General features: G+C 63.0%; 17 protein-coding genes. 6 read left to right on the top strand and 11 right to left on the bottom strand.

Annotated elements, in window-relative coordinates:
* Window positions 1–130: 130 nt before the first annotated feature.
* Entirely contained in the window at window positions 131–868 is a 738-nt protein-coding gene (phbB, locus tag C380_RS12245; protein WP_015014170.1) for an acetoacetyl-CoA reductase, read from the top strand.
* A 491-nt stretch (window positions 869–1,359) separates the two neighbouring features.
* On the opposite strand, the gene C380_RS12240 is transcribed toward phbB, so the two are convergent.
* From C380_RS12240 to dapC, 6 genes are all read right to left on the bottom strand, one after another.
* The gene (locus C380_RS12240; protein WP_015014169.1) at window positions 1,360–3,399 is read right to left on the bottom strand and encodes an ABC-F family ATP-binding cassette domain-containing protein; all 2,040 of its coding nucleotides are present in this window, start codon (window positions 3,397–3,399) and stop codon (window positions 1,360–1,362) included.
* A gap of 114 nt (window positions 3,400–3,513) precedes the next feature.
* Window positions 3,514–4,443 carry a 50S ribosomal protein L3 N(5)-glutamine methyltransferase gene (gene prmB, locus C380_RS12235; RefSeq protein WP_015014168.1) on the bottom strand — a complete coding sequence of 310 codons (930 nt, stop codon included), beginning with the start codon at window positions 4,441–4,443 and terminating at the stop codon, window positions 3,514–3,516.
* On the bottom strand, window positions 4,440–5,633 hold the full coding sequence (dapE, locus tag C380_RS12230; RefSeq protein ID WP_015014167.1) for a succinyl-diaminopimelate desuccinylase: 1,194 nt from the start codon (window positions 5,631–5,633) through the stop codon (window positions 4,440–4,442). Before dapE ends, prmB begins: the two co-directional genes overlap by 4 nt.
* A 164-nt stretch (window positions 5,634–5,797) precedes the next feature.
* Window positions 5,798–6,961: a PilT/PilU family type 4a pilus ATPase gene (locus C380_RS12225; RefSeq protein ID WP_015014166.1), complete on the bottom strand. Its 1,164-nt coding sequence runs from the start codon at window positions 6,959–6,961 to the stop codon at window positions 5,798–5,800.
* Between the two features lie 68 nt (window positions 6,962–7,029).
* On the bottom strand, window positions 7,030–7,863 hold the full coding sequence (dapD, locus tag C380_RS12220) for a 2,3,4,5-tetrahydropyridine-2,6-dicarboxylate N-succinyltransferase (RefSeq protein ID WP_015014165.1): 834 nt from the start codon (window positions 7,861–7,863) through the stop codon (window positions 7,030–7,032).
* 16 nt (window positions 7,864–7,879) lie between these two features.
* Entirely contained in the window at window positions 7,880–9,085 is a 1,206-nt protein-coding gene (gene dapC / locus C380_RS12215) for a succinyldiaminopimelate transaminase (protein WP_015014164.1), read from the bottom strand.
* 180 nt (window positions 9,086–9,265) lie between these two features.
* On the opposite strand from dapC, the gene C380_RS12210 reads away from it, so the two are divergent.
* Entirely contained in the window at window positions 9,266–10,753 is a 1,488-nt protein-coding gene (locus tag C380_RS12210) for a methyl-accepting chemotaxis protein (protein ID WP_015014163.1), read from the top strand.
* 58 nt (window positions 10,754–10,811) lie between these two features.
* Here the strand turns inward: C380_RS12210 and rsxB are convergent, their stop codons facing one another.
* From rsxB to C380_RS12195, 3 genes are all read right to left on the bottom strand, one after another.
* A complete protein-coding gene (gene rsxB / locus C380_RS12205; RefSeq protein WP_015014162.1) occupies window positions 10,812–11,519 on the bottom strand; it encodes an electron transport complex subunit RsxB in 708 nt (235 codons plus the stop codon).
* Window positions 11,516–13,087: a polyhydroxyalkanoate depolymerase gene (locus C380_RS12200; RefSeq protein WP_015014161.1), complete on the bottom strand. Its 1,572-nt coding sequence runs from the start codon at window positions 13,085–13,087 to the stop codon at window positions 11,516–11,518. Before C380_RS12200 ends, rsxB begins: the two co-directional genes overlap by 4 nt.
* Before the next feature lie 215 nt (window positions 13,088–13,302).
* Complete coding sequence (locus tag C380_RS12195) at window positions 13,303–14,391, bottom strand: GTP pyrophosphokinase family protein (RefSeq protein ID WP_015014160.1); 1,089 nt, start codon at window positions 14,389–14,391, stop codon at window positions 13,303–13,305.
* A gap of 223 nt (window positions 14,392–14,614) precedes the next feature.
* Between C380_RS12195 and C380_RS25735 the strand changes: the two genes are divergently transcribed.
* Window positions 14,615–17,458 carry an EAL domain-containing protein gene (locus tag C380_RS25735; protein WP_015014159.1) on the top strand — a complete coding sequence of 948 codons (2,844 nt, stop codon included), beginning with the start codon at window positions 14,615–14,617 and terminating at the stop codon, window positions 17,456–17,458.
* A 51-nt stretch (window positions 17,459–17,509) separates the two neighbouring features.
* On the opposite strand, the gene C380_RS12185 is transcribed toward C380_RS25735, so the two are convergent.
* Window positions 17,510–18,049 (bottom strand): GNAT family N-acetyltransferase, encoded by a 540-nt coding sequence (locus C380_RS12185; RefSeq protein ID WP_148279956.1) that lies wholly within the window; start codon window positions 18,047–18,049, stop codon window positions 17,510–17,512.
* A 40-nt stretch (window positions 18,050–18,089) separates the two neighbouring features.
* Window positions 18,090–19,091, bottom strand: a complete 1,002-nt coding sequence (gene dusA / locus C380_RS12180) for a tRNA dihydrouridine(20/20a) synthase DusA (RefSeq protein ID WP_043565373.1) — start codon at window positions 19,089–19,091, stop codon at window positions 18,090–18,092.
* Window positions 19,092–19,246: 155 nt separating this feature from the next.
* Here dusA and C380_RS12175 point away from each other — a divergent pair, with 155 nt between their 5' ends.
* The 3 genes from C380_RS12175 to C380_RS25420 all read left to right on the top strand — a co-directional run bounded on the left by C380_RS12175 (window position 19,247) and on the right by C380_RS25420 (window position 21,299).
* The gene (locus C380_RS12175) at window positions 19,247–20,326 is read left to right on the top strand and encodes a site-specific integrase (RefSeq protein WP_043565371.1); all 1,080 of its coding nucleotides are present in this window, start codon (window positions 19,247–19,249) and stop codon (window positions 20,324–20,326) included.
* 43 nt (window positions 20,327–20,369) lie between these two features.
* Window positions 20,370–20,648: a hypothetical protein gene (locus tag C380_RS12170; protein WP_015014155.1), complete on the top strand. Its 279-nt coding sequence runs from the start codon at window positions 20,370–20,372 to the stop codon at window positions 20,646–20,648.
* A gap of 84 nt (window positions 20,649–20,732) precedes the next feature.
* The gene (locus tag C380_RS25420; RefSeq protein ID WP_202950187.1) at window positions 20,733–21,299 is read left to right on the top strand and encodes a hypothetical protein; all 567 of its coding nucleotides are present in this window, start codon (window positions 20,733–20,735) and stop codon (window positions 21,297–21,299) included.
* Window positions 21,300–21,383: the final 84 nt, after the last annotated feature.

Below are 21,383 nucleotides of genomic sequence, written 5' to 3'. Positions count from 1 at the left end.
GTCGTGCGTCAACGGTGTGACGCATGTGGATATATCAAAAAGGAAAGGGCTTCAGTGTTTTCCTTCACGGCAGCGTCCAATTTCTTCGGTAGAGTGGGTCCTGAGCCAATCACTAACAAGGAGAAATCACATGAGCCAGAAAGTCGCGTATGTCACCGGTGGCATGGGAGGTATCGGTACCGCCATTTGCCAGCGCCTGCACAAGGAAGGTTTCAAGGTCATCGCTGGTTGTGGCCCCACACGGAACCACGCCAAGTGGCTGGCCGAGCAAAAGGCCCTGGGCTACACGTTTTATGCGTCGGTCGGTAACGTGGGTGATTGGGATTCCACGGTGGAAGCTTTCGGCAAGACCAAGGCAGAGCACGGCACCATCGACGTGCTGGTGAACAACGCCGGCATCACGCGTGACCGCATGTTCCTCAAGATGTCCCGCGAAGACTGGGACGCCGTGATCGAAACCAATCTCAACAGCATGTTCAACGTCACCAAACAAGTGGTGTCGGACATGGTGGAAAAAGGCTGGGGTCGCATCATCAACATCAGTTCGGTCAACGGCGAAAAAGGCCAGGCAGGTCAAACCAACTATTCCGCAGCCAAGGCGGGCATGCACGGGTTCTCGATGGCCCTGGCGCAAGAGCTGGCCACCAAGGGTGTCACCGTCAACACCGTCAGCCCCGGCTACATCGGCACAGACATGGTCAAGGCGATCCGCCCGGATGTGCTGGAGAAGATCGTTGCCACCGTCCCGGTCAAGCGCCTGGGCGAACCGAGCGAAATTGCCTCGATCATCGCCTGGCTGGCCTCGGAAGAGGGCGGGTACGCCACGGGTGCAGACTTCTCGGTCAATGGTGGCCTGCACATGGGCTGAGAGTGGCACATCTCTGTTGAGCCAACAAAAAACCCCGCGAAAGCGGGGTTTTTTGTTGGGCTTTGCAAGGCCTGCAGATCGATGGATCTGGCCTTGCTAGGGCCGTCTGAAAAATGCGGGGTCTATGTAGGCACCTGCATTTTTCCTGTTCTGGTACGGTTTATGCCTATTGTGTGCTGCGCGGCGGCATCGTTATGCACAACAGAGGCTGGGCTGCAGCGCCTTCAGAAGCGGGCCGGAGCGCGCTTGCGGTCGCGTTCGTCTTCGGGCCAAGCGGACAAGATTGCGGTGGTATTCATGGTGGAAAACTCCTGTGATGTACCAACAACGCGGCCCGTCCATGGTTCGTTGACAGCCTTTCGCAAAAAAATGCAACCGCAATAGCCTGTAGACTGATCCAAAAAATAGCTACATTTTTTGTAGCTGCGAATTCATATCCAGCTTTGTGAAATTCTGAAAACTCCAGCGGAAATTTACAGGACTTTACATCTTCAGCCTACCGAAGTCGCTGAAATTTCTTCGAGCTCAGAAGAAATTTCGAGCCAGCGCTCCTCCAGTTTTTCCGTTTCGTCGTTTCCGGCTTTCAGGCGCCGGCCGCATTCGGCGATCTCTGCGGGAGGCAGGGTTTCCGTCAGTTTTTGCTCCAATGCGGTGCGTTCTGCACTCAAGGCCGCCAGGCGCTTGTCGATCTGCTCCAGCTCTTTTTTGAGCGGGCGGGTCTTTTCGGCCAGTTGTTGACGGGTCTGGGCATCCAGCTTGCGTTGCTCTCGTCCGTCGCGTGCGGGGGGGGAAGAGGGCGCAGGTGGGGGCACAGCCGCGGAAGGTGCCAACGTTGGCTGTGCGACGGCTGGGGCTACAGCAGGAGCCTGTGAGGCCTGTTGTTGTGCCTGCTCGGCAAGCCGCGCTTCTTCGCGCAGGCGCTTGGATTCTTCGAGCAGGTACCGCTGGTAGTCGTCGAGGTCTCCGTCGAACGGGCCGACCACGCCCCGGCCCACCATCCAGAAGTCCTCGCACACCGAGCGCAGCAGTGCACGGTCGTGGCTGACCAGCATGACGGTGCCGTCGAAGTCGTTGAGCGCCATGGCCAACGCCTCGCGGGTGGCCAAGTCCAGGTGGTTGGTGGGCTCGTCGAGCAGCAGCAGGTTGGGGCGTTGCCAGACAATCATGGCCAGGACCAGGCGCGCCTTTTCACCACCGCTCATGGTGCCCACGGCCTGTTTGACCATATCGCCGGTGAAGTTGAAGCTGCCCAGGTAGCTGCGCAGATCCTGCTCACGGCTCGGTTGCTTGGCATCCGGCCCTAGTTCCTTGGCCAGACGGATCATGTGCTCCAACGGGTTTTCACTGGGGCGCAGCACATCGAGCTCTTGCTGCGCAAAGTACCCGATGTTCAGCCCCTTGCCCTCCGTGATGCTGCCCGCGAGCGGCTTCATGGTGCGCGCAATGGTCTTGACCAGCGTGGACTTGCCCTGTCCGTTGGCGCCCAGGATACCGATGCGCTGCCCAGCCAGCACGGATCGGTTGACGCCCGTGAGAATGGTGGTGGGCGTACCTTCTTCGTCCACATAGCCAAACGACGCGTCGCTGATGGCAAGCATCGGATTGGGCAGGTTGGCTGGCTCCTTGAACTCGAAAGTGAATTCGGCCTCGGCCAGCACCGGTCCGATTTTCTCCATGCGTTCAAGTTGCTTGACCCGGCTTTGCGCCTGCTTGGCCTTGCTGGCCTTGGCCTTGAAGCGGTCGATGAACTTTTGCAGGTGCGCCATCTTCTCCTGCTGTTTGGCAAAGCTGGCTTGCTGCAGCTCCAGTTGCTGGGCGCGCAGTTCTTCAAACTTGCTGTAGTTACCGCCGTAGCGGTTCAATTCGCCCTGCTGGATTTGCAGGGTGACATTGGTGATCGCGTCCAAAAACTCGCGGTCGTGGCTGATCACGATCATGGTGCCTGCATAGCGCTTGAGCCAGGCTTCGAGCCAGACGAGTGCATCCAGATCCAAGTGGTTGGTGGGCTCGTCCAGCAGCAGCAAATCGCTGGGGCACATCAGCGCACGCGCCAATTGCAGGCGCATGCGCCAGCCGCCCGAAAAGCTGTTGACGGGCTGGTCGAGTTCGCTCACCCGAAAACCCAGCCCAAGGATAAGCGCCTGGGCGCGGGCCACGGCATCGTGGGCGCCAGCATCGTGCAGGTCGGAATACGCATGGGCAATGGCCATGCCATCGTCGCTGGCTTCGGCTTCGGCCAGCTGGCGCTGCACTTCGGCCAAGCGCGTGTCGCCTTCCAGCACAAAATCGGTGGCGGATTGATCGGTCTCGGGCATGTTCTGCGCGACCTCGGCCATGCGCCAGCTCGAGGGGATGTGAAAGTCTCCGCCGTCTTCATGCAGCTTGCCGCTGAGCAGTGCAAACAGGCTGGATTTGCCTGCGCCATTGCGCCCCACAAGCCCGACGTTTTCGCCGGGGTTGATGGTGGTGGACACGCTGTCAAGCACGACTTTCGTGCCTCGGCGCAGGGTAACGTTCTTGAGGGTGATCATCCGGGAATCAGAAAAAAGCACACCCGCGCGAGGCGGGTGGCATACAAAACTCTGGGGGCCAGCGCAGTTGTGAACGGCAGAGCCGTTGCAGCTGCCCAAGGTGGCGCAGGGGCTCTATTGTGCCGTGAGCTGGGTTTGGGCGGCCAGGGCCCGCCGGGTGACCAGCAAAACCTGGTCTTCTCCCGCACTGGTTTCCAGCCAAAAAACCGGCAGTTGCGGAAACGCCGCCTCGAAGTGCGCCCGCTCGTTGCCGATCTCCAGAATGATGACGGCGTCCTCAGTCATGCAGGCGGGAGCCGCGGCAAACAGCTGGCGCACAAAGTCCATGCCGTCAGCGCCACCGGCCAGGGCCAGTTCAGGCTCGGCACGGTACTCGCTGGGCAGCGCGGCCATGCTGTCGGCGTTGACGTAGGGCGGGTTGCAGAGGATCAAGTCCCAGGGGCCGGGCAGGGCGGCCAGGCCATCGGAGAGCTGCAGCCTGATGCGGTCCTGCAGGCCGTGTTTGTCCACGTTGATGTGGGCCACGGCCAGGGCGTCGGCCGAGATGTCAGCGCCGGTCACTTCGACTTCGGGCCAGGCCATGGCGGCCAGCACGGCCAGGCTGCCGTTGCCGGTGCACAGGTCCAGCATCTGGCGGGTGTTTTCGCTCAGAAATCCGTCTACGCTGCCATCGGCCAGCAGTTCTGCGATGAAGCTGCGCGGCACGATGGCGCGTTCGTCAATGTAGAAGGGCACGCCCTGCAGCCAGGCCTCTCGCGTGAGGTAGGCGGCGGGCTTGCGTGTGCGGATGCGTTCTTCAAAAAGTGTAGCTACCAGGGCAAGCTGATCGGGCGCTACGGCCTGATTCTTGATGGAATCTGGCGCGTCTGAGAGATCACTGTCCAGCGGCAGGCCCAGGCGCCACAGCACCAGCCAGGCGGCTTCGTCATGGGCGTTGGTGGTGCCGTGGCCAAAGAACACCCCGGCCGATGCCAGCCATTGGGCGCCAGATTCGACCAGCGCACCGACGGTGTTGCCGGTCAGGGGATGCGTAGAGCTGCTCATGCGGTCACCGCCTGGGCTGCCAGGGCCTGAGCGTGCAGGTTTTCCAGCGTGCGGCGGTAAATGTTCTTGAGCGGCTCGATGTCGGCCACCACCACATGCTCGTCGATCTTGTGGATCGTGGCGTTGGGGGGGCCCAGTTCGATCACCTGGGGGCAGATCTGCGCAATGAAACGGCCGTCGCTGGTGCCTCCGGTGGTGGACAGTTCGGTGGTGATACCTGTCTCGGACGCGATGGCCTGCTGCACGGCGCCCACCAGTTCACCGGGCGTCGTAAGGAAGGGCTGGCCGCCGAGCGTCCAGCGCAGGTCGTATTCCAGGCCATGTCGGTCGAGCACGGCGTGCACTCGCTGCTGCAAGCCCTCTGCCGTCGATTCGGTCGAAAAGCGGAAATTGAAGTCGATCACCACTTCCCCGGGGATCACGTTGGTTGCGCCCGTGCCGCCATGCATGTTGCTGATTTGCCAGCTGGTGGGCGGAAAGAAGGCATTGCCGTTGTCCCACACGGTGGAGGCTAGTTCTGCCAGCGCGGGCAGGGCCTGGTGGATGGGGTTGCGGGCCAGCTGCGGATAGGCAATGTGGCCTTGGATACCACGCACGCTGAGCTTGCCGCTCAGGGTGCCGCGCCGTCCGTTCTTGATCATGTCTCCGGTTTTCTCGACGGAGGTGGGTTCGCCCACGATGCAGTAATCGAGTTTTTCGCCGCGCGCCTTGAGCTGTTCAACCACGACCTTGGTGCCATCGACGGAGGGACCTTCCTCGTCGCTGGTCAGCAGAAATGCCAGCTCGATCAGCGGGGCCGGCGTGGCGGCCAGGAACTCCTCCACTGCAACCACGAAGGCGGCAATAGACGTCTTCATGTCGCTGGCACCCCGGCCATAGAGCTTGCCGTCCTTGTGGGTGGGCACGAACGGGTCGCTGCTCCATTGGGCCAATGGACCGGTGGGGACGACATCGGTGTGCCCCGCGAATACTACGGTTTTGATAGCTGCTGAGGCATGATTCACATGCGCTACTGGCCGCTTTGCCCACAAATTGCTGACGCGGAAGTCGGCGGGGCCACTGTCCAGGCGTTCGCACACAAACCCGAGCGGGGCGAGTCGCTCGGCCAGCAGGTCCAGGCAACCGGCGTCCTCCGGTGTGATGGAAGGCAGAGAGATGAGCTGTTCGGCCAGGTGCAGGGTTCGGGACATGGGATGAGAATCAGGAAATGGAGACACGCAGCCACGCTGCGATCATGGAGACGGGGAGCGACACGACGCAGCCCGGGCAAGGGCCGCCGTGCGAGAGACGCTCGGCACCGAGCACGGCGTCCCCTTGAGGAAGGGCTCCGCAGGCCGCTTCGTGCGGCGTCACATCATGCCGCCGGCTTAACGTCCAGCACGATCTCGGTGAACGACGGCGTATCGTCGGGGGCATCGCGTGCTTCTTTCTGGGCCTTGGCGGCATTGGCGGCCAGGGAAAAGTCGTTTTGCAGGCGCCACATCAGGTTGGTAGGCGAATCGGCATAAGCCATGCCTTCCTTGCGGTCGATCTGCGCGTCCATGATCAGGCGGGCCAGCGCTTCTTCGAAGGTCTGCGATCCTTCGGCCATGGATTTCTCCATGGCTTCGCGCACGCCCGAGAAGTCGCCTTTTTCGATGAGATCGGACACCAGCTTGGTGTTGAGCATGACCTCGACCGCAGGCACCCGGCCGCCGTCGGTCTTGCGCACCAGGCGCTGCGACACCACGGCCTTGAGGGCCGAGGCCAGGTCGCCCAGCATCGTAGGCCGTACTTCGACCGGGTAGAAGCTCAGGATGCGGTTGAGCGCGTGGTAGCTGTTGTTGCCGTGCAGCGTGGCCAGGCACAGGTGGCCCGACTGCGCATAGGCAATGGCGGCCGACATGGTTTCGCGATCGCGGATTTCGCCGATCAGGATCACGTCGGGCGCCTGGCGCAGCGCGTTCTTCAGGGCGGTTTGCAGGGACTGGGTGTCGCTGCCGATTTCGCGCTGGTTGACGATGGACTTCTTGTTCTTGAACTGGTACTCGACCGGGTCCTCGATGGTGAGGATGTGGCCTGTCAGCGCCTCGTTGCGGGTATCGATCATCGACGCCAGCGAAGTGCTCTTGCCCGAGCCCGTGGCGCCCACCATCAGGATGAGACCGCGCTTTTCCATGATGAGCTCGCGCATTACCGGGGGCAGGCCCAGAGTGTCGAATTCGGGGATCTGCTGCGTGATGAAGCGAATCACCACCGCATAGCTGCCACGCTGGCGCATGGCGCTGACACGGAAGCGGCCCACGCCGCTGAGCGGCACACCCATGTTGAGTTCGCCGGTTTCCTCCAGCTCTTCGATGCGGTCCGGGGGGACCACTTCAGACAGCAGGTTGCGCGGTGCGTCGGGCGGCAGGATCTGGTTGTTGATGGGCACGCACTCGCCGTTGATCTTGATCAGCGCGGGGGCGTTGGCCGACAGATAGACGTCGGAGGCCTTTTTCTCTGCCATCAGGCGAAGAATTCGTTCCATCGTGCTCATGGTGTTTCCCTCTTGTTGTCAGTCTCTGTCGGCAAGGCGGCCCATCAGGCCGCGCTCATGCAGCGCAATCAGTCGCGCAGCAGGTCGTTGATGCTGGTCTTGGAGCGGGTTTGCGCGTCCACCTGCTTGACGATGATGGCAGCGTACATGCTGTAAGGTGCGCCGTTGGCGGCGGTCTTGGGCAGGTTGCCGCTCACCACCACCGAGCCCGAAGGCACGCGGCCATAGCTGATTTCGCCGGTGGCACGGTTGAAGATCGGGGTGCTCTGGCCCAGGTACACGCCCATGCCCAGCACGGAGTTCTCTTCGACCACCACGCCTTCGACGACCTCGGAGCGGGCGCCGATGAAGCAGTTGTCTTCAATGATGGTGGGGCCGGCCTGCAGAGGCTCCAGCACGCCGCCAATGCCCACGCCGCCGGACAGGTGCACGCCCGCGCCGATCTGTGCGCACGAGCCCACGGTGGCCCAGGTGTCGACCATGGTGCCTTCGCCCACGTAGGCGCCGATGTTCACGTACGAGGGCATCAGGATCGCACCCTTGGCGATGAAGCTGCCACGGCGGGCCACAGCAGGTGGCACCACGCGCACGCCGGTGGCCTTCATTTCTTCTTCGGACAGGTGGGCAAACTTGGTCTGCACCTTGTCGTAAAAGCCCAGGTCACCAGCCTTGACGACTTCGTTGTCCTTCAGGCGGAAGGACAGCAGCACGGCCTTCTTGATCCACTGGTGCACGGTCCACTGGCCCACGCCTTCGCGGGTGGCCACACGCAGCTTGCCGTTGTTCAGCTCGGCAATCACGTGCTCGACGGCGTCCTGGATCTCCTTGGGGGCGGCGGCGGACGAGAGGCTGGCGCGTTTTTCCCAGGCGTTGTCGATGAGGGTTTGGAGTTGTTGGGTCATGTTGTTGTCGATCAGATCAGGCAGTACGGGATTGGATGAATTGCACGATGCGCAGCGCGGCTTCCACGCATTCTTCGGCTTCGGCCACCAGGGCCATGCGCACGCGCTGGGCGCCGGGGTTGCTCCCCTGGGCCTCGCGGGCCAGGTAGCTGCCGGGCAGCACCGTCACATTGTATTGAGCCAGCAGGGCGCGCGCGAACTCGGCATCGTCCATGCCAAGGGCTTCCGGCACCTTGGCCCACAGGTAGAAACCGGCGTCGGGCAGGGCGACTTCCATCACGCCAGCCAGCAGCGGCGTGACCTGGGCAAACTTTTTGCGGTACAGCGCCCGGTTTTCCACCACATGCTTTTCATCGCTCCAGGCGGCGATGCTGGCAGCCTGCACGATGGGGCTCATGGCGCTGCCGTGGTAGGTGCGGTAGAGCAAAAAGGACTTGATCAGCGCGGCGTCGCCAGCCACAAAGCCGCTGCGCATACCGGGCACGTTGCTGCGCTTGGAGAGGCTGGTGAAAGAGATCAGGTTCTTGAAGTGGCCACGCCCCAGTTGCGCTGCAGCCTGCAGGCCACCCAGCGGCGGTTCGTCGCGGAAATAGATCTCGCTGTAGCACTCGTCCGAGGCAATCACGAAGCCGTATCGGTCGCTCAGCTCAAACAGTTTCTTCCATTCGCTGAGCGGCATCACGGCGCCCGTGGGGTTGCCGGGCGAGCAGACGAAGAGCAACTGTGTGCGTTGCCACACAGCCTCGGGCACGGCGTCCCAGTTCACCGCAAAGTTGCGGCTGGGGTCGCTGGCCGCGTAGTACGGCTGGGCGCCCGCCAGCAGGGCGGCGCCTTCGTAGATTTGATAGAACGGATTGGGGCATACGACCAGCGGCTGGCCTTGCGAGGGGTCGATGATGGTCTGCGCGAACGCAAACAGTGCCTCGCGCGAGCCGTTGACCGGCAGCACCTGAGTGCCCGGGTCCAGGGTCAGCGCATAGCGCTGTTGTATCCATTGTGTGAAGGCCTCGCGCAGCTTGGGTTCGCCTGCGGTGGCTGGGTAACTGGCCAGTCCGCCCAGGTTGTTACTGAGTGCATCTTTGATGAACTGCGGTGTAGGATGGCGTGGCTCACCCATGCCCAGGCTGATAGGGCTGTAGGCCGCCGGGGGGGTGACTCCCGCGAAGAGTTGCCGCAGCCGCTCGAAGGGGTAGGGCTGGAGATGGGAGAGCAGGGGATTCATGGAGCGACATTATGGGCGAAGGGCGTGCGCCCAAGGCGTGGTGCCAGGTGTCGTCCACGCCATGGCAATGGGCAGGGCAACGCGCTGAGGCGGGCCCCCACGCGCCGGATGGGGTTGTCAATCCGACGTAAGAGCGGACACCTAGCATGGCTCCCTTTCAAAAACGATAACGGAGACAAGATGTCTGGATTCCTACCGCTGCGCCCCGGACTCTGGTGGATGCGCAGGTGGCACCTGCCGGGCAAACTGATCACGCTGGGTGTGTTGATGGCGGGCGCCCTGGCGATGGCCGCCATGGATGCCCCGTGGTGGGCTGTGGCGCTGGCCGGTGCCGTGGTGCTCTATCCCCTGTGTGCCTTGTATATGGGGCTGGCCTCCGACCTGCAGAGCGTGGCGCATGCGATGGAGCAGACCACGCGGGGCGACTTGTCGGCCCGTGCGGGTGTCAACGGACGGGACGAGGTCGGGTCCATGGCCCAGTCGCTCGACCGGATGGTGCTCACGCTCTCATCCATGGTGGCGGATATTCGCAGCAACGCGGCACTGGTGGCCCATGCGGGGCAAAGCCTGGCGCAAGGCAACCGCTCCCTGGCTGAACGCACTGAACAACAAGCCGCCAATCTGGAGCAGACGGCTGCCAGCGTGGAGCAGCTTTCGTCGGCCGTGCAGAACAACGCACAGACCGCGCGCAGCGCCGATGCCCGTGCCGCCGAGGTGCGCAAGGCTGCCGACAGCGGGGCCGAGGCCATGGCGCGAGCCGTGCAGTCGGTGGAGGCCATCCAGCAAAGCGCACGCCGCATGACCGAAATCATCGGTGTCATCGACAGCATTGCGTTTCAGACCAACATCCTGGCCCTGAACGCGGCGGTGGAGGCCGCCCGCGCCGGTGAGCAGGGCCGAGGCTTTGCCGTGGTGGCGGGTGAGGTGCGTACGCTGGCCAAGCGCTCGGGCGACGCGGCGCGCGAGATTCGTGAACTGATCGGCGCCTCGGTCAACCAGGTGGAGGCCAGCGCGGGGCTGATCCGGTCGGCTGGCGAGGGCATTGCCAACATGGCCAGCGGCATTCGCAGCGTGGCGGCCAGCATGACCGAGATCTCCGGCTCCAGCGCTGAGCAAAGCACGGGCTTGAGCGAGGTCAGTTCTTCCGTGCAGCATCTCGACCAGATCACGCAGCACAACGCCCAGATGGTGGGCCACGCCGTTTCGCAGGCTGAGGCGCTGGAGCACCGCGCCTCCACCCTGTCCCAGGCGGTGGCGGCGTTCCGGCTGCAGCAGGGCACGGCCGATGAGGCGGTGGCCCTGGTGAACAAGGCCGTGGCGCTGCACAAGACCACCTCGCGCGACCAGTTTCTGTGCAGCATCACCGACAAGACGCAGCCCTACCATGATCGCGACATGTATGTGTTTGTGCTGGATGCTGGCGGCACCTATCTGGCCTTTGGCGGCAACCAGGCCAAGGTGGGTACCCGCGTGCAGGACATCCCCGGCATTGCAGGCGACCGGCTTGTGAGCGACATCGTGACCCAGGCCGACCGCGCTCCAGGTTGGGTGGAGTACGACATCACCAACCCAGCCACCGGCGCGGTGCAAACCAAGATGTCTTACGTGAGCCGCGTGGGCGATTGGTACGTGGGCTGCGGCGTGTACAAGTCACTGGCCGCGCGGTAATCCGCAGACCAGCAGTTTCTCGTCCAGAGACCTGGGCGTCGCTTTTGGGGTGCCGCTTTCAGCGCGACCCTTTTTCACGCAGCTGGCGCGCGCGCTCCATGGCGGCGGCAATGGCCGCCTTGCGTGCTTCCATGCCCTCAGCAGCCACTGCATTGGCCGCCGGGCGCGATAGGGCGGTTGTTGTGGAATCGGCCTGCGCACCGAATCCATCGTCCTTGACGTCTTCCAGCGGCACCCGCTGGCGGTGTTGCTGGTAGCGCTGCTTGGCTTGAAGTGCCAACGCATCAGACCATGCGGCCCACCCGGTCGCGCCACCGCTGGCATTGTCGAGCTGGATGCAGTCCACCGGGCAAACGGGGATGCACAGCTCGCACCCTGTGCAGTACGGCTCGATGACGGTGTGCATTTTCTTGTTGGAGCCCACGATGGCATCGGTGGGGCAGGCCTTGATGCACAAGGTGCAGCCAATGCACCACGCTTCGTCAATGAAGGCCACCGTGCGTGGGCCCTCCACGCCGTGGTCGGCACTCAAAGGCACCACGGCGTGGCCCGTGATGGCAGCGAGGCGCGCGACACCTTCAGCGCCCCCGGGGGGGCACTGGTTGATGGCGGCCTCGCCCTGGGCGATGGCCTGCGCATAGCTTGCACAGTCGGGATAGCCGCAGCGTGTGCACTGCGTCTGGGGCAGGGCGGCGTCGATCCGCGCTGCGAGTTCAGCTAAGCCAGCGTGGGCCGGTGCGGTGCTGGCAGAAGCGGGGTGGCTCAAGCCTTGCGCGCCTTGCTCTTGCCGCTACTGCGGGTGGACGGCGCCGCCGTAGCGCTGGTCTGCGCCGTGCTCAGGTCGGCGGTGGGCTCCTGGGCGGCACCCGTGGGGGTGGCTGCGGGTTGCACCCAGCGTGTGGCCACTGCGGTGGCACCGGCGGGCTTGGCCGCAGGACGGGCTGGCGCAGGCTTTGCAGCTGCCTTGGGCGCTTTGGCCGTGGTGGTTTTGGCTACCGGTGCCGCCTTGGCGGGGGCGGGCGAGGCGCTAGCGAGCTTGGGCGCTGCAGCCGAAGCCACGGGCTTGGCGGGCAGTTCATGTTCCAGGATGAAGGCGCGCACCTTGGGGTACACGATGTCGCGCCAGCGGCGGCCGCTGAAGATGCCGTAGTGGCCTGCGCCCTTGGCCTCCAGGTGGCGCTGCTCCTTGCGCACGATGCCGCTGCACAGGTCGTGGGCAGCTTCGGTCTGGCCCGAGCCGGAGATATCGTCCAGCTCGCCTTCCACCGTGAACAGGGCGGTGGTCTTGATGTCCTGGGGGCGCACGCGTTCCAGCTTGCCGGCGGGGGAGCGCACGTCCCAGGTGCCATTCACCAGCTTGTAGTCCTGGAACACGGTCTGGATGGTTTCGAGATAGTAGTCCGCATCCATGTCCAGCACGGCGTTGTACTCGTCATAGAACTTGCGGTGGGCCTCGGCGCTGGCGTCGTCGCCCTTGATCAGGTTCTTGAAGTAATCGTAGTGGCTGGACGCATGGCGGTCCGGGTTCATGGCCACAAAGCCGGTGTACTGCAAAAAGCCAGGGTACACGCGGCGGCCGGCGCCAGGGAATTTCTCCGGCACGCGGTAGATCACGTTGTTCTCAAACCATTCGTAGCTGCGGTTGGTGGCCAGGTTGTTCACCGCCGTGGGCGACTTGCGGGCGTCGATGGGGCCACCCATCATGGTCATGGTCAGGGGCGTCTTCTCGCCGCGGCTGGCCATCAGCGACACAGCAGCCAGCACCGGCACCGTGGGCTGGCAGACGCTGATCACGTGGCAGTTGCCGTAGATGCCTTGCAGATGGCGGATGAAGTCCTGCACATAGTTGACGTAGTCGTCGAGGTGGAACTCACCCTCCGACAGCGGCACCAGGCGAGCGTTTTTCCAGTCGGTGATGTAGACCTTGTGGTCCTTGAGCATGGTGCGTACGGTGTCGCGCAGCAGCGTGGCGTAGTGGCCCGACAGCGGCGCCACGATGAGCACCACGGGCTGGCCCTTGAGCTTGGTCAGCGTGGCGGGGTCGTCCGAAAAGCGCTTGAAGCGGCGCAGTTCGCAAAACGGCTTGTCCACCTCGATCCGCTCATGGATGGCAACACCGATGCCGTCCACATCGACCGTATGGATGTCGAATGCAGGCTTTTCGTAGTCCTTGCCCAGGCGGTAGAGCAGGTCGTAGCCGGCGGCCATGCGTTGGGCCACCGAAGTCTGGCTCAGCGGCGAGACCGGGTTGCTGAACAACTTGGAAGCCGCCTGCGCAAAATCTGTGAAGGGCTCCATCAGGGAGCGCTGGGTTTCGTAGAGGTGGTACAGCATGGGGCGAAACTCCGTTTTGTTGCAGTGCAATATAGCAGCACTTGGTAACAAGCGCATGGAGTAAAACCACCAATGTCCAGTCGCCTTTGCGACAAACCAACTTCGGCCCAGCTGCAGCGCAGTGGTGCCTTAGGAGACTGTCATGCCCCGGTCTGAAATCATCAAAATGATAGCATCTGGCGCAATGCACACTAGCGCTTGAGCCCATTTTGGCTTTATCCCTGCAGCTTGGGCTCCGCGTTGTCGTTCAGCCACGCCTCGAACGACTCGCGGGCCGAATTGCGCAGCGCGGGGCGGAAAGCGGTCTTGTTACTCAGGTACAGACAGTGCCGGATCACCGTGTAGGGGTTGAAGCTGGCCTGGGGGTTCTGGTCTTCAAAGTGCTGCTTGTAGCGCTTGACCACGCCAATCGTCTCCCGCATCAGGCTGTTGAAACGGGCGCGTGTCATGCCTGCCGACCAGGCCTGGATGTCGTCCACAAAACCATCAACCTTGGACGGTTCAAACTCGAAGTCCTTGAAGAAATGCGTGGCGATCTTGAGGAAGGTGAAGGCGTTGAGCTCGCTGCTGGGGGCTGCGGCGCGGGCTGGGGCCTGCAAATCCGCGGCCGCGTCGGGTGCGGGTTCGGCAGTTTCGTCCGGGGCCTGCAGCAGTTCTGCCGCTGTGGCATCGCGGATCTGGCGGAACTCCCGGTCGGCCAGTTCAAACAGGGCCGACAGCACGTTGATGCGCCGCTTGAGCTGCCCCGGGATGGATTTTTTGTACTTGATCTTGTGGTCCAACACGCTCCACGAGTCCTGGATGATGGTGCGCACCTGCAGCTCGAAGGGCCACTGGGCATACGCCGCATGCTCCGGCAGGTCGCGTTCGGCCACGCTCAGCCGCAGGTCCAGGTGCAGCCCCTTGTAGCCAAACGACGCCTCGGTGCTCTCCACGGCCGACACCTTGTCGGTCACATCAATGACCGCGAAATGGGCACGCACGATCTGGGCGATCTTTTCCAGCTCGTCTTCATACAGGCACACCACCCGCACGCCGATCAGGTCGGTGATGTAGGCCTGGATGTCATAGGGCGTGTTGCTCTCTTCCAGCGCCGGTCGGTATTTGCGCACGAACTTGCGCACGCATTCATCCACATCTTTCACCCGGCCCTCGACCTTGGTGATGTCCACGCCGCCCGCCTGGGTCACCACGGTCGCCACGCGCGCCGTGAGCGCTGCGCAGGCGTCTTCCAGCGCCACGGCTTGCGCCGCATACCAGCTGCGAAATTGGGATTCCTCCAGATCGAAATCAAGCGATGCCATGCCAGGCCTTTGGGTTGAGTGTTGCCGGGTTGATTGGTGAGAGCTGGTGCGCAGGCACGGGACTGCGTACAGCGGGTGCGAGCATAGCCGTGCAGCGTTCGCAAGCAGTGTGCAGTTTGCGCGCAAATGCCCCTTTTCGGCGCAGGACAGATGCTCATAATGGTGCAGCCCCTCGGGTCCACAGCCTGTGTACCGCCGACGCGCTTCCATCACCCAGGATGCCATGACTCCAGAACCCGCTCCGCACACCGATGCGCCTGCACCGCAGGGGCCGGTGGCGTGGGCGCCCGAAGGGGTGGCGGGCACCAGCAACCACCGCTGGTTGCCCGTGGTGCTGCCCCCGCTGATTGCGCTGCTCACCCTGGGCCTGACTTTCTTGTACTGGCAGAGCGAAGAAAAGAACACGCGGGCCAAACGAGAGCAGAACTTTGAGGTGGCGGCCGACCAGATCGCCTACAACCTCAAGGACCGCATGGCGACCTACGAGGTGGTGCTGCGCGGCGTCAAAGGCTACTTTGAAGGCTCGGAGCGCATCGACCGGGCTGAGTTCCAGGCCTACGTGAGTGCGCTGCAGTTGCAGGCGACCCGGCCCGGGCTGCAGGGGGTGTCGCTGATCCTCCAGTTCCCCGGCAATGCGCTGACGGCCCACCTGGAGGACATGCGCCAGCGGGGCTTCGACCAATATGCGGTGCGCCCACCCGGCGAGCGCGCACTGATGGCCCCCATCACCCACATCGAACCGCTGGAGGGCCCCAATCTCAAGGCCCTGGGCTTTGATGTGCTGACCCTTCCACCCGCCAAGGAAGCGCTGGACCGGGCCCGCGACACCGGAGCGCTGGCGCTGTCCGGGCGGCTGACCCTGATGCAAAACGCGGCTCCGGGGCTGGTGATGTACATGCCCCTGTACCGCGCCGACGCCGACAACGGCACGGTGGAGGGCAGGCGGCAAGGGCTGGCGGGCTGGGTGTCGGCGCCGTTTCTGATGGAGGACGTGATCAACGGCATGTCCCGTGAATTTGACGCCGACATTGGCTTGCAGATCACCGACAGCACTCCAGGCACGGGTGCGACATTTCCCGGCGCCGTAGCCGGAGATGCCGGTGCCGCCGCAGGTGTGCAGCTGTTCAGCAACCTGAAGGCGTCTGCCCAGGGGACGGGCGCACAGCCTTTGCAGGCGCGTCGCGAGCTGGAGCTGGGAGGGCGGCGCTGGACCTTGCAGATGGCGCCCCAGCCTGGCTTTGTGCAGCGCTTTCAGGACGATGGACACCACCCGGTGGCGCTGCTGGGCACGGTGCTGAGCCTGATCCTGGCCTGGTTCACCTGGCTGCTGGCCACGGGGCGCGAGCGTGCCGTGGCCTTGGCGCGGGACATGACGGCCGAACTGCGCGCCACCCGCGACGACCTCGAAAGCACGCTCAGCGCCATTCCTGATCTGCTGTTCGAGCTGGGGCTGGATGGCTGCATCCACCACTACCGTTCTGCCCGATCAGGAGAGCTGGCGGTGCCGCCCGAGATGTTTCTGGGCCGCCTGCTGCGCGATGTAGTGCCGCCCGAGGCCGTTGCTGGCTGCCATGCGTCCCTGCAAGCGGCGCACCACACCGGGTATTCGTCAGGCCACCAGTTCCGGCTGGAGCTGGGTGGGGTGACCCACTGGTTTGAGTTGTCGATTGCGCGCAAGGAGAGTGCTGCGCCTGGCGACGAACCCCGGTTCATCGCGCTGTCGCGCGACATCACCGAGCGCAAGCAGGCCGAGGCGCGGTCGCACCAGCTGGCCTACTTTGATGCGCTCACCGGCCTGCCCAACCGGCGCATGCTGCTGGACCGCATGGAACACGCGCTGGCCAACGCGCAAAAGGCCGCCCAGGTGGGGGCTGTGCTCTACATCGACCTGGACAATTTCAAGCAGATCAACGACGCGCGGGGGCACACGGTGGGCGACATGCTGCTGATGCAAGTGGCCCAGCGGCTCACGCAATTGCAACGCCCGGGCGACACCGTGGCCCGCCTGGGAGGGGACGAGTTTGTGGTGCTGGTGCACAACGTGGCGTCGGACATGGAGTCCGCCGGGCGCGCCGCGCTGCTGGTGGCCGAAGAAATGCGTACCGCGCTGGAGGCGCCGTACACCATCGACACCCACCTCTACAGCACCACCGGCAGCATCGGCATCACGCTTTTCCCCAAACGAGGCGAAGGCGTGGAAGACCTGCTGCGCGAGGCCGACACGGCCATGTACCGTGGTAAGGACCTGGGCCGCAACCGCATCCGCTTTTACGAGGCTGCCATGCAGGCCGACGTGCAGGAGCGCTTGGCGCTGGAGCAGGACTTGAAAAAAGCGCAGGCGCTGGGCCAACTGGCGGCCTTTGTGCAAAACCAGGTGGATGCGGCCGGCAACGTGGTGGGCGGCGAGTTGCTGATGCGCTGGGACCACCCCGTGCGCGGCAACGTCCCGCCCAGCCGCTTCATCCCCATTGCCGAGGCCTCGGGCCTGATCCTGCGCATGGGTGACTGGATGATCCAGCAGGCCTGCGAGACCCTGGCGCGCCTGCAGGGGGCAGGGCACGCGCTGTCGCTCTCGGTCAACGTGAGCGAGCGGCAGTTTCGCCAGGACGACTTTGTCGAGCGCGTGCGCCACATCCTGGCCCACACCGGCGCCAACCCGGCCCTGCTGATCCTGGAGGTGACCGAAAGCCTGCTGATCGAAGACCTGGACGACACCATCGCCCGCATGACCGAGATCGTGCAGCTGGGTGTGCGCTTTTCCATCGACGACTTTGGCACCGGCTATTCGAGCCTGGCCTACCTCAAGCGGCTCCCGCTCTACGAGCTGAAGATCGACAAGAGCTTTGTGGACGACACGCCCGACGACCCCAACGACACGGCCATCGTGCAGTCCATCATCTCGGTGGCCCGCCACCTCAACCTGCGCGTGGTGGCCGAAGGGGTGGAGACACGCGCCCAGGCCGATTTTCTCGTTGAGAGCCAGTGCGAGTGCCTGCAGGGCTACCTGTTCGGCCGGCCGGAGCCGCTGGCGGCGTGGGTGGGGCGGCTGGAGTCCCGGTCATCTTGATCGTAGACGCCGTGTACAAGCGCTCTGGCGAGCGCAGACAACTTCTCTGACTCAATCGGCCACGATGGCCCAGCGCTCATGGTCGCGCCAGCGACCATTGATCTTGAGGTAGCGGGGCGAAAACCCTTCTTGCTGAAATCCGCAGCTGCGCACCAGTGCGATCGAAGCATCATTACCGGGCTGGATGTTGGCTTCCAGCCGGTGCAACTTCAGTGTGCCAAAGGCATAGCGCAACAGATGCCGCAAGCCCACGCCCATCAGCCCCCGGCGTTCAAACCCAGCAAAGACGTAATAGCCCAGATAGGCGCTGCAAAAATCGCCCATCACGATCTGGGAAAGGTTGAAGACCCCTGCGATCTGTTCACTGCCATCATGCTGGTCCGGTGTACACACCAACATCGCCCGGTGCGTGGGCAGGTTCATTTGTACGAGATAGCTGGCAAACGCTTCCGGGGTTGAAGGGGCTGAAGTCCAGGGCGCGTGCAGCGTGCTGCTGTGCTGGGCCAGTGCAACAAGCCGTGCGCCATCAGCCGCGACGGGCGGGCGCAAACACACCTGCACTGTGGACGGACTATTCGCACGTTTGCTCATCACCGCCTGCGTTACAGCTCCGACCAGTCGATGATTCAGTTCAGACCGACAACGCCGGTTGCGCGTGAGCGGCTTCTGGCTCGGCCGTTCCACTTGCATAGGCCTGCATCGCTAACGCATGCACCTCCCGCGCGGGACGGTCCTTGAGCAGATGGTTACTCCACACCTGGCGCCAGATGCGGGCTCCGGGCAAGCTGTGGCGCAGGCCCAGCATGTGGCGGGCGATGTGGGGCCATGGGGTGCCATGCTGCGCGGCCTCGCGCTCCATGTATTCGACCATCGCCAGTTCCACTTCCTCGCGGGTCAGGGGGCAGGGGGCGCCGCCGTAGTAAAGCTGGTCCCAGCGCGCCAGCCACCAGGGGTTGTGGTACGCCTCACGGCCGATCATCACGCCGTCCAGGTGTTGCAACTGCTCCTGCACCACGTCATCGGTGGTGATGCCGCCGTTGATGGCGATGGTGAACTGCGGAAACTCAGCCTTCAGGCGGTGCACCACCTCGTAGCGCAGGGGAGGGATGTCGCGGTTTTCCTTGGGGGAGAGACCCTGCAGCCACGCGTTGCGCGCATGCACGATGAACACGGTGCACCCGGCCTCGGCCACAGTGCCGACGAAGTCGCGCACAAAGCCGTAGTCCTCCACCTTGTCGATGCCGATGCGGTGCTTGACGGTGACGGGCACGCTAACCACGTCCTTCATGGCCTTGATGCCGTCGGCCACCAGCTGGGGGGCTTTCATCAGGCTGGCGCCAAAGGCACCGCGCTGCACGCGGTCGCTGGGGCAACCGCAGTTCAGGTTGATTTCGTCGTAGCCCCATTCCTCACCCAGCCTGGCGGCCTGGGCGAGCTTGTCGGGCTCGTTGCCGCCCAGCTGCAGGGCTACGGGGTGCTCTTCGGCGTTGAAGCGCAGGTGGCGCTCGGTGCCGCCATACAGGATGCCGCCCGCGTTCACCATCTCGGTGTACAGCAGGGTCTGGCGCGTCAGCAGCCGGTGAAAGTAACGGCAGTGGCGGTCAGTCCAGTCCATCATCGGCGCAACCGACATTCTCCACGGGCTAAGTGATTGATTTATAACGGTATTTTCCAAGAGACAAACCGATGATTTCTATCGTGTGCAAGATAAAGTGCACACGATGTGCACACGAAGGGCCTTAAAAGTGCAGAATCTGAGCATCAACCGATGCACACGACTGCACACACATGGCGACATTTTCTCAGTTACCGTCCGGCAAGTGGCGCGCCCAGATAAGAAGGGCGGGCATGTACCGCGCTGCCACCTTCGCCACCAAGCGCGAAGCGAAGGATTGGGCAACCCAGATTGAGGCGCAGGCAAGCCATATCGCCGCTGGTGGATATGCGCCTGTACCCAAGGGCGCCACGCTGGCCGACCTGATCGAAAAGTACATCGAGAGCAGCACCAAGTTACCCGGCAAGACGAAGGAGGCCACGCTCGCCATGCTCAAGCGCGAGCTGGGCAAGGTGAGGCTATCCAACCTGAATGCCGTGGTGCTGCGCGACTTCATCGACCGCCGCCAGGACGACGGGGCAGGGGGCGTGACCATCGCCGCTGACTTGTCCTATTTGTCGGCGGTGCTCAAGTGGGGCCGACATGCCCGCCAACTGGACTTGCCCGAGCGCCTGGCATTGGAGGCCCGCGCCAGCCTCACGCATCGGGGACTGAGCACCCGAGGTAAGGAGCGCGAGCGGGAGCCTACCGACGACGAGCTGGCCCGAATCTATGCCCATTGGGCGACCAAGGCCCGCCAGAAAATCCCCATGCAGACGGTGTGCCAGTTCGCATTGGCCACGGGGATGCGCCAGGGCGAAATCACCCGCCTGGAAATCGAGGATGTGGACCGCCAAGCCAAAACGGTGGTGATCCGCGACCGCAAAGACCCACGCAACAAGACCGGCAACAACCAGACGGTGCCGCTACTGCCCGACGCCTGGGCCATCGTGGAACCCATCATCAAGGAGCGGGAAACCGGGTTCCTGTTCCCCTATGACGAACGCAGCATATCGGCATCGTTCACGCGGGCCTGCACAGCCCTGGGGATTGAAGATTTGCACTTTCACGACCTGCGCCACCGCGCCGCCGCCCAGTTCTTCCGCATGGGCCTGGGCATCCCGCAGGTAGCCTTGCTGACGGGGCACAAGACCTGGGCCATGCTGCGCCGGTACACGGCCATCAAGCCCGAGGACGTACACGACGCTATCAAGAAACCGGCAAGCCCTGCACCGGACAAAGCAGGGCAACAAGACGGCGAACGGGAAGCCTGAGAACAACCCGCCCGCCTGACCATCACCAAAATGAGGTTTGAAAATGGCTACTGAAACTGTAAACCAACGACGCGACGACGACACCGAGGACCGGGCAAACGAGGCGGCAGCACTGGGTGATCTGGTGCTCTGGATAAGCCAGGCGCGTGACCTTCTAGACGAGATCCGCAATGCCGCTGGATATGAGGGTTCGTCGCTGGACGTGGCGCTGAAGCGCTTCGATATTCGCTATCACACAGCCGACTGGAATGCTGGGGACGCTGGCGACGGACTGGCTTATGTTCTCCACCGTCAAAACTATCTGATCAAGTCGCTGGCCTGACCCAATTCGCCAGCCCTAGCGCGACGGCGCGAAAACCCGTTTCCCCTGACGGGCTGGGCTGTAAATTTCACTTAAGGAGTAAATGTGAAATCGAAAAAACATAATGTGCCGTTGATAGCCTTTTGGATATTTGAGGTGATCTTAATTTTGGGTGGCCTTTATATATTCTATAAAGGCTTCGATATGCGCTTAATTGCTCTTGAACAAAATAAAGCAGATCCCAATGCTACCCTTCTTCAGGCGTGGAAAGGCATGAGTATTGCATATATGGCTGCGGGCTCTGTAATAATGATTTCAGTATGGCTCGGCCATAATATCGAGAATGGTCGAATGATCCAGCAGCAAACTATTGATCGCCTAAACTGGACTATCGAGAGAATTGCGGAAGTTGAGGCATCGAAGCATTCACAAAGACAGGAGGGAGAGGGTAAGTGGCCCTGGGGCTCCCACCATACCGATGCATTGGGACATTTAGAGGCCGCTGCGAATCGGTTTTGGACGCTGTACGACCCTATGGACCCATCTACAGCACCAACGAATGAAATGGTAGCTGGGTGGTTGCGCGATGAGCGCCGCGTCTCCAGAGAGAAGGCGAATGCCATCGCGTCGATTCTTCGTGCTGATGGCCTGAAGACTGGTCCACGTCGCTAGTTCTCCCGGTCCACCCGAACCACCCCCACCACCCAACTGGAGATATTCGACACTATTCATAGTGTCATCAAAGCTCGAAATTCG

Origin of the sequence: Acidovorax sp. KKS102, from assembly GCF_000302535.1 — a bacterium.
In the GTDB taxonomy this organism is placed as follows: domain Bacteria; phylum Pseudomonadota; class Gammaproteobacteria; order Burkholderiales; family Burkholderiaceae_C; genus Acidovorax.
This window is presented reverse-complemented; position numbering and strand designations above follow the sequence as displayed.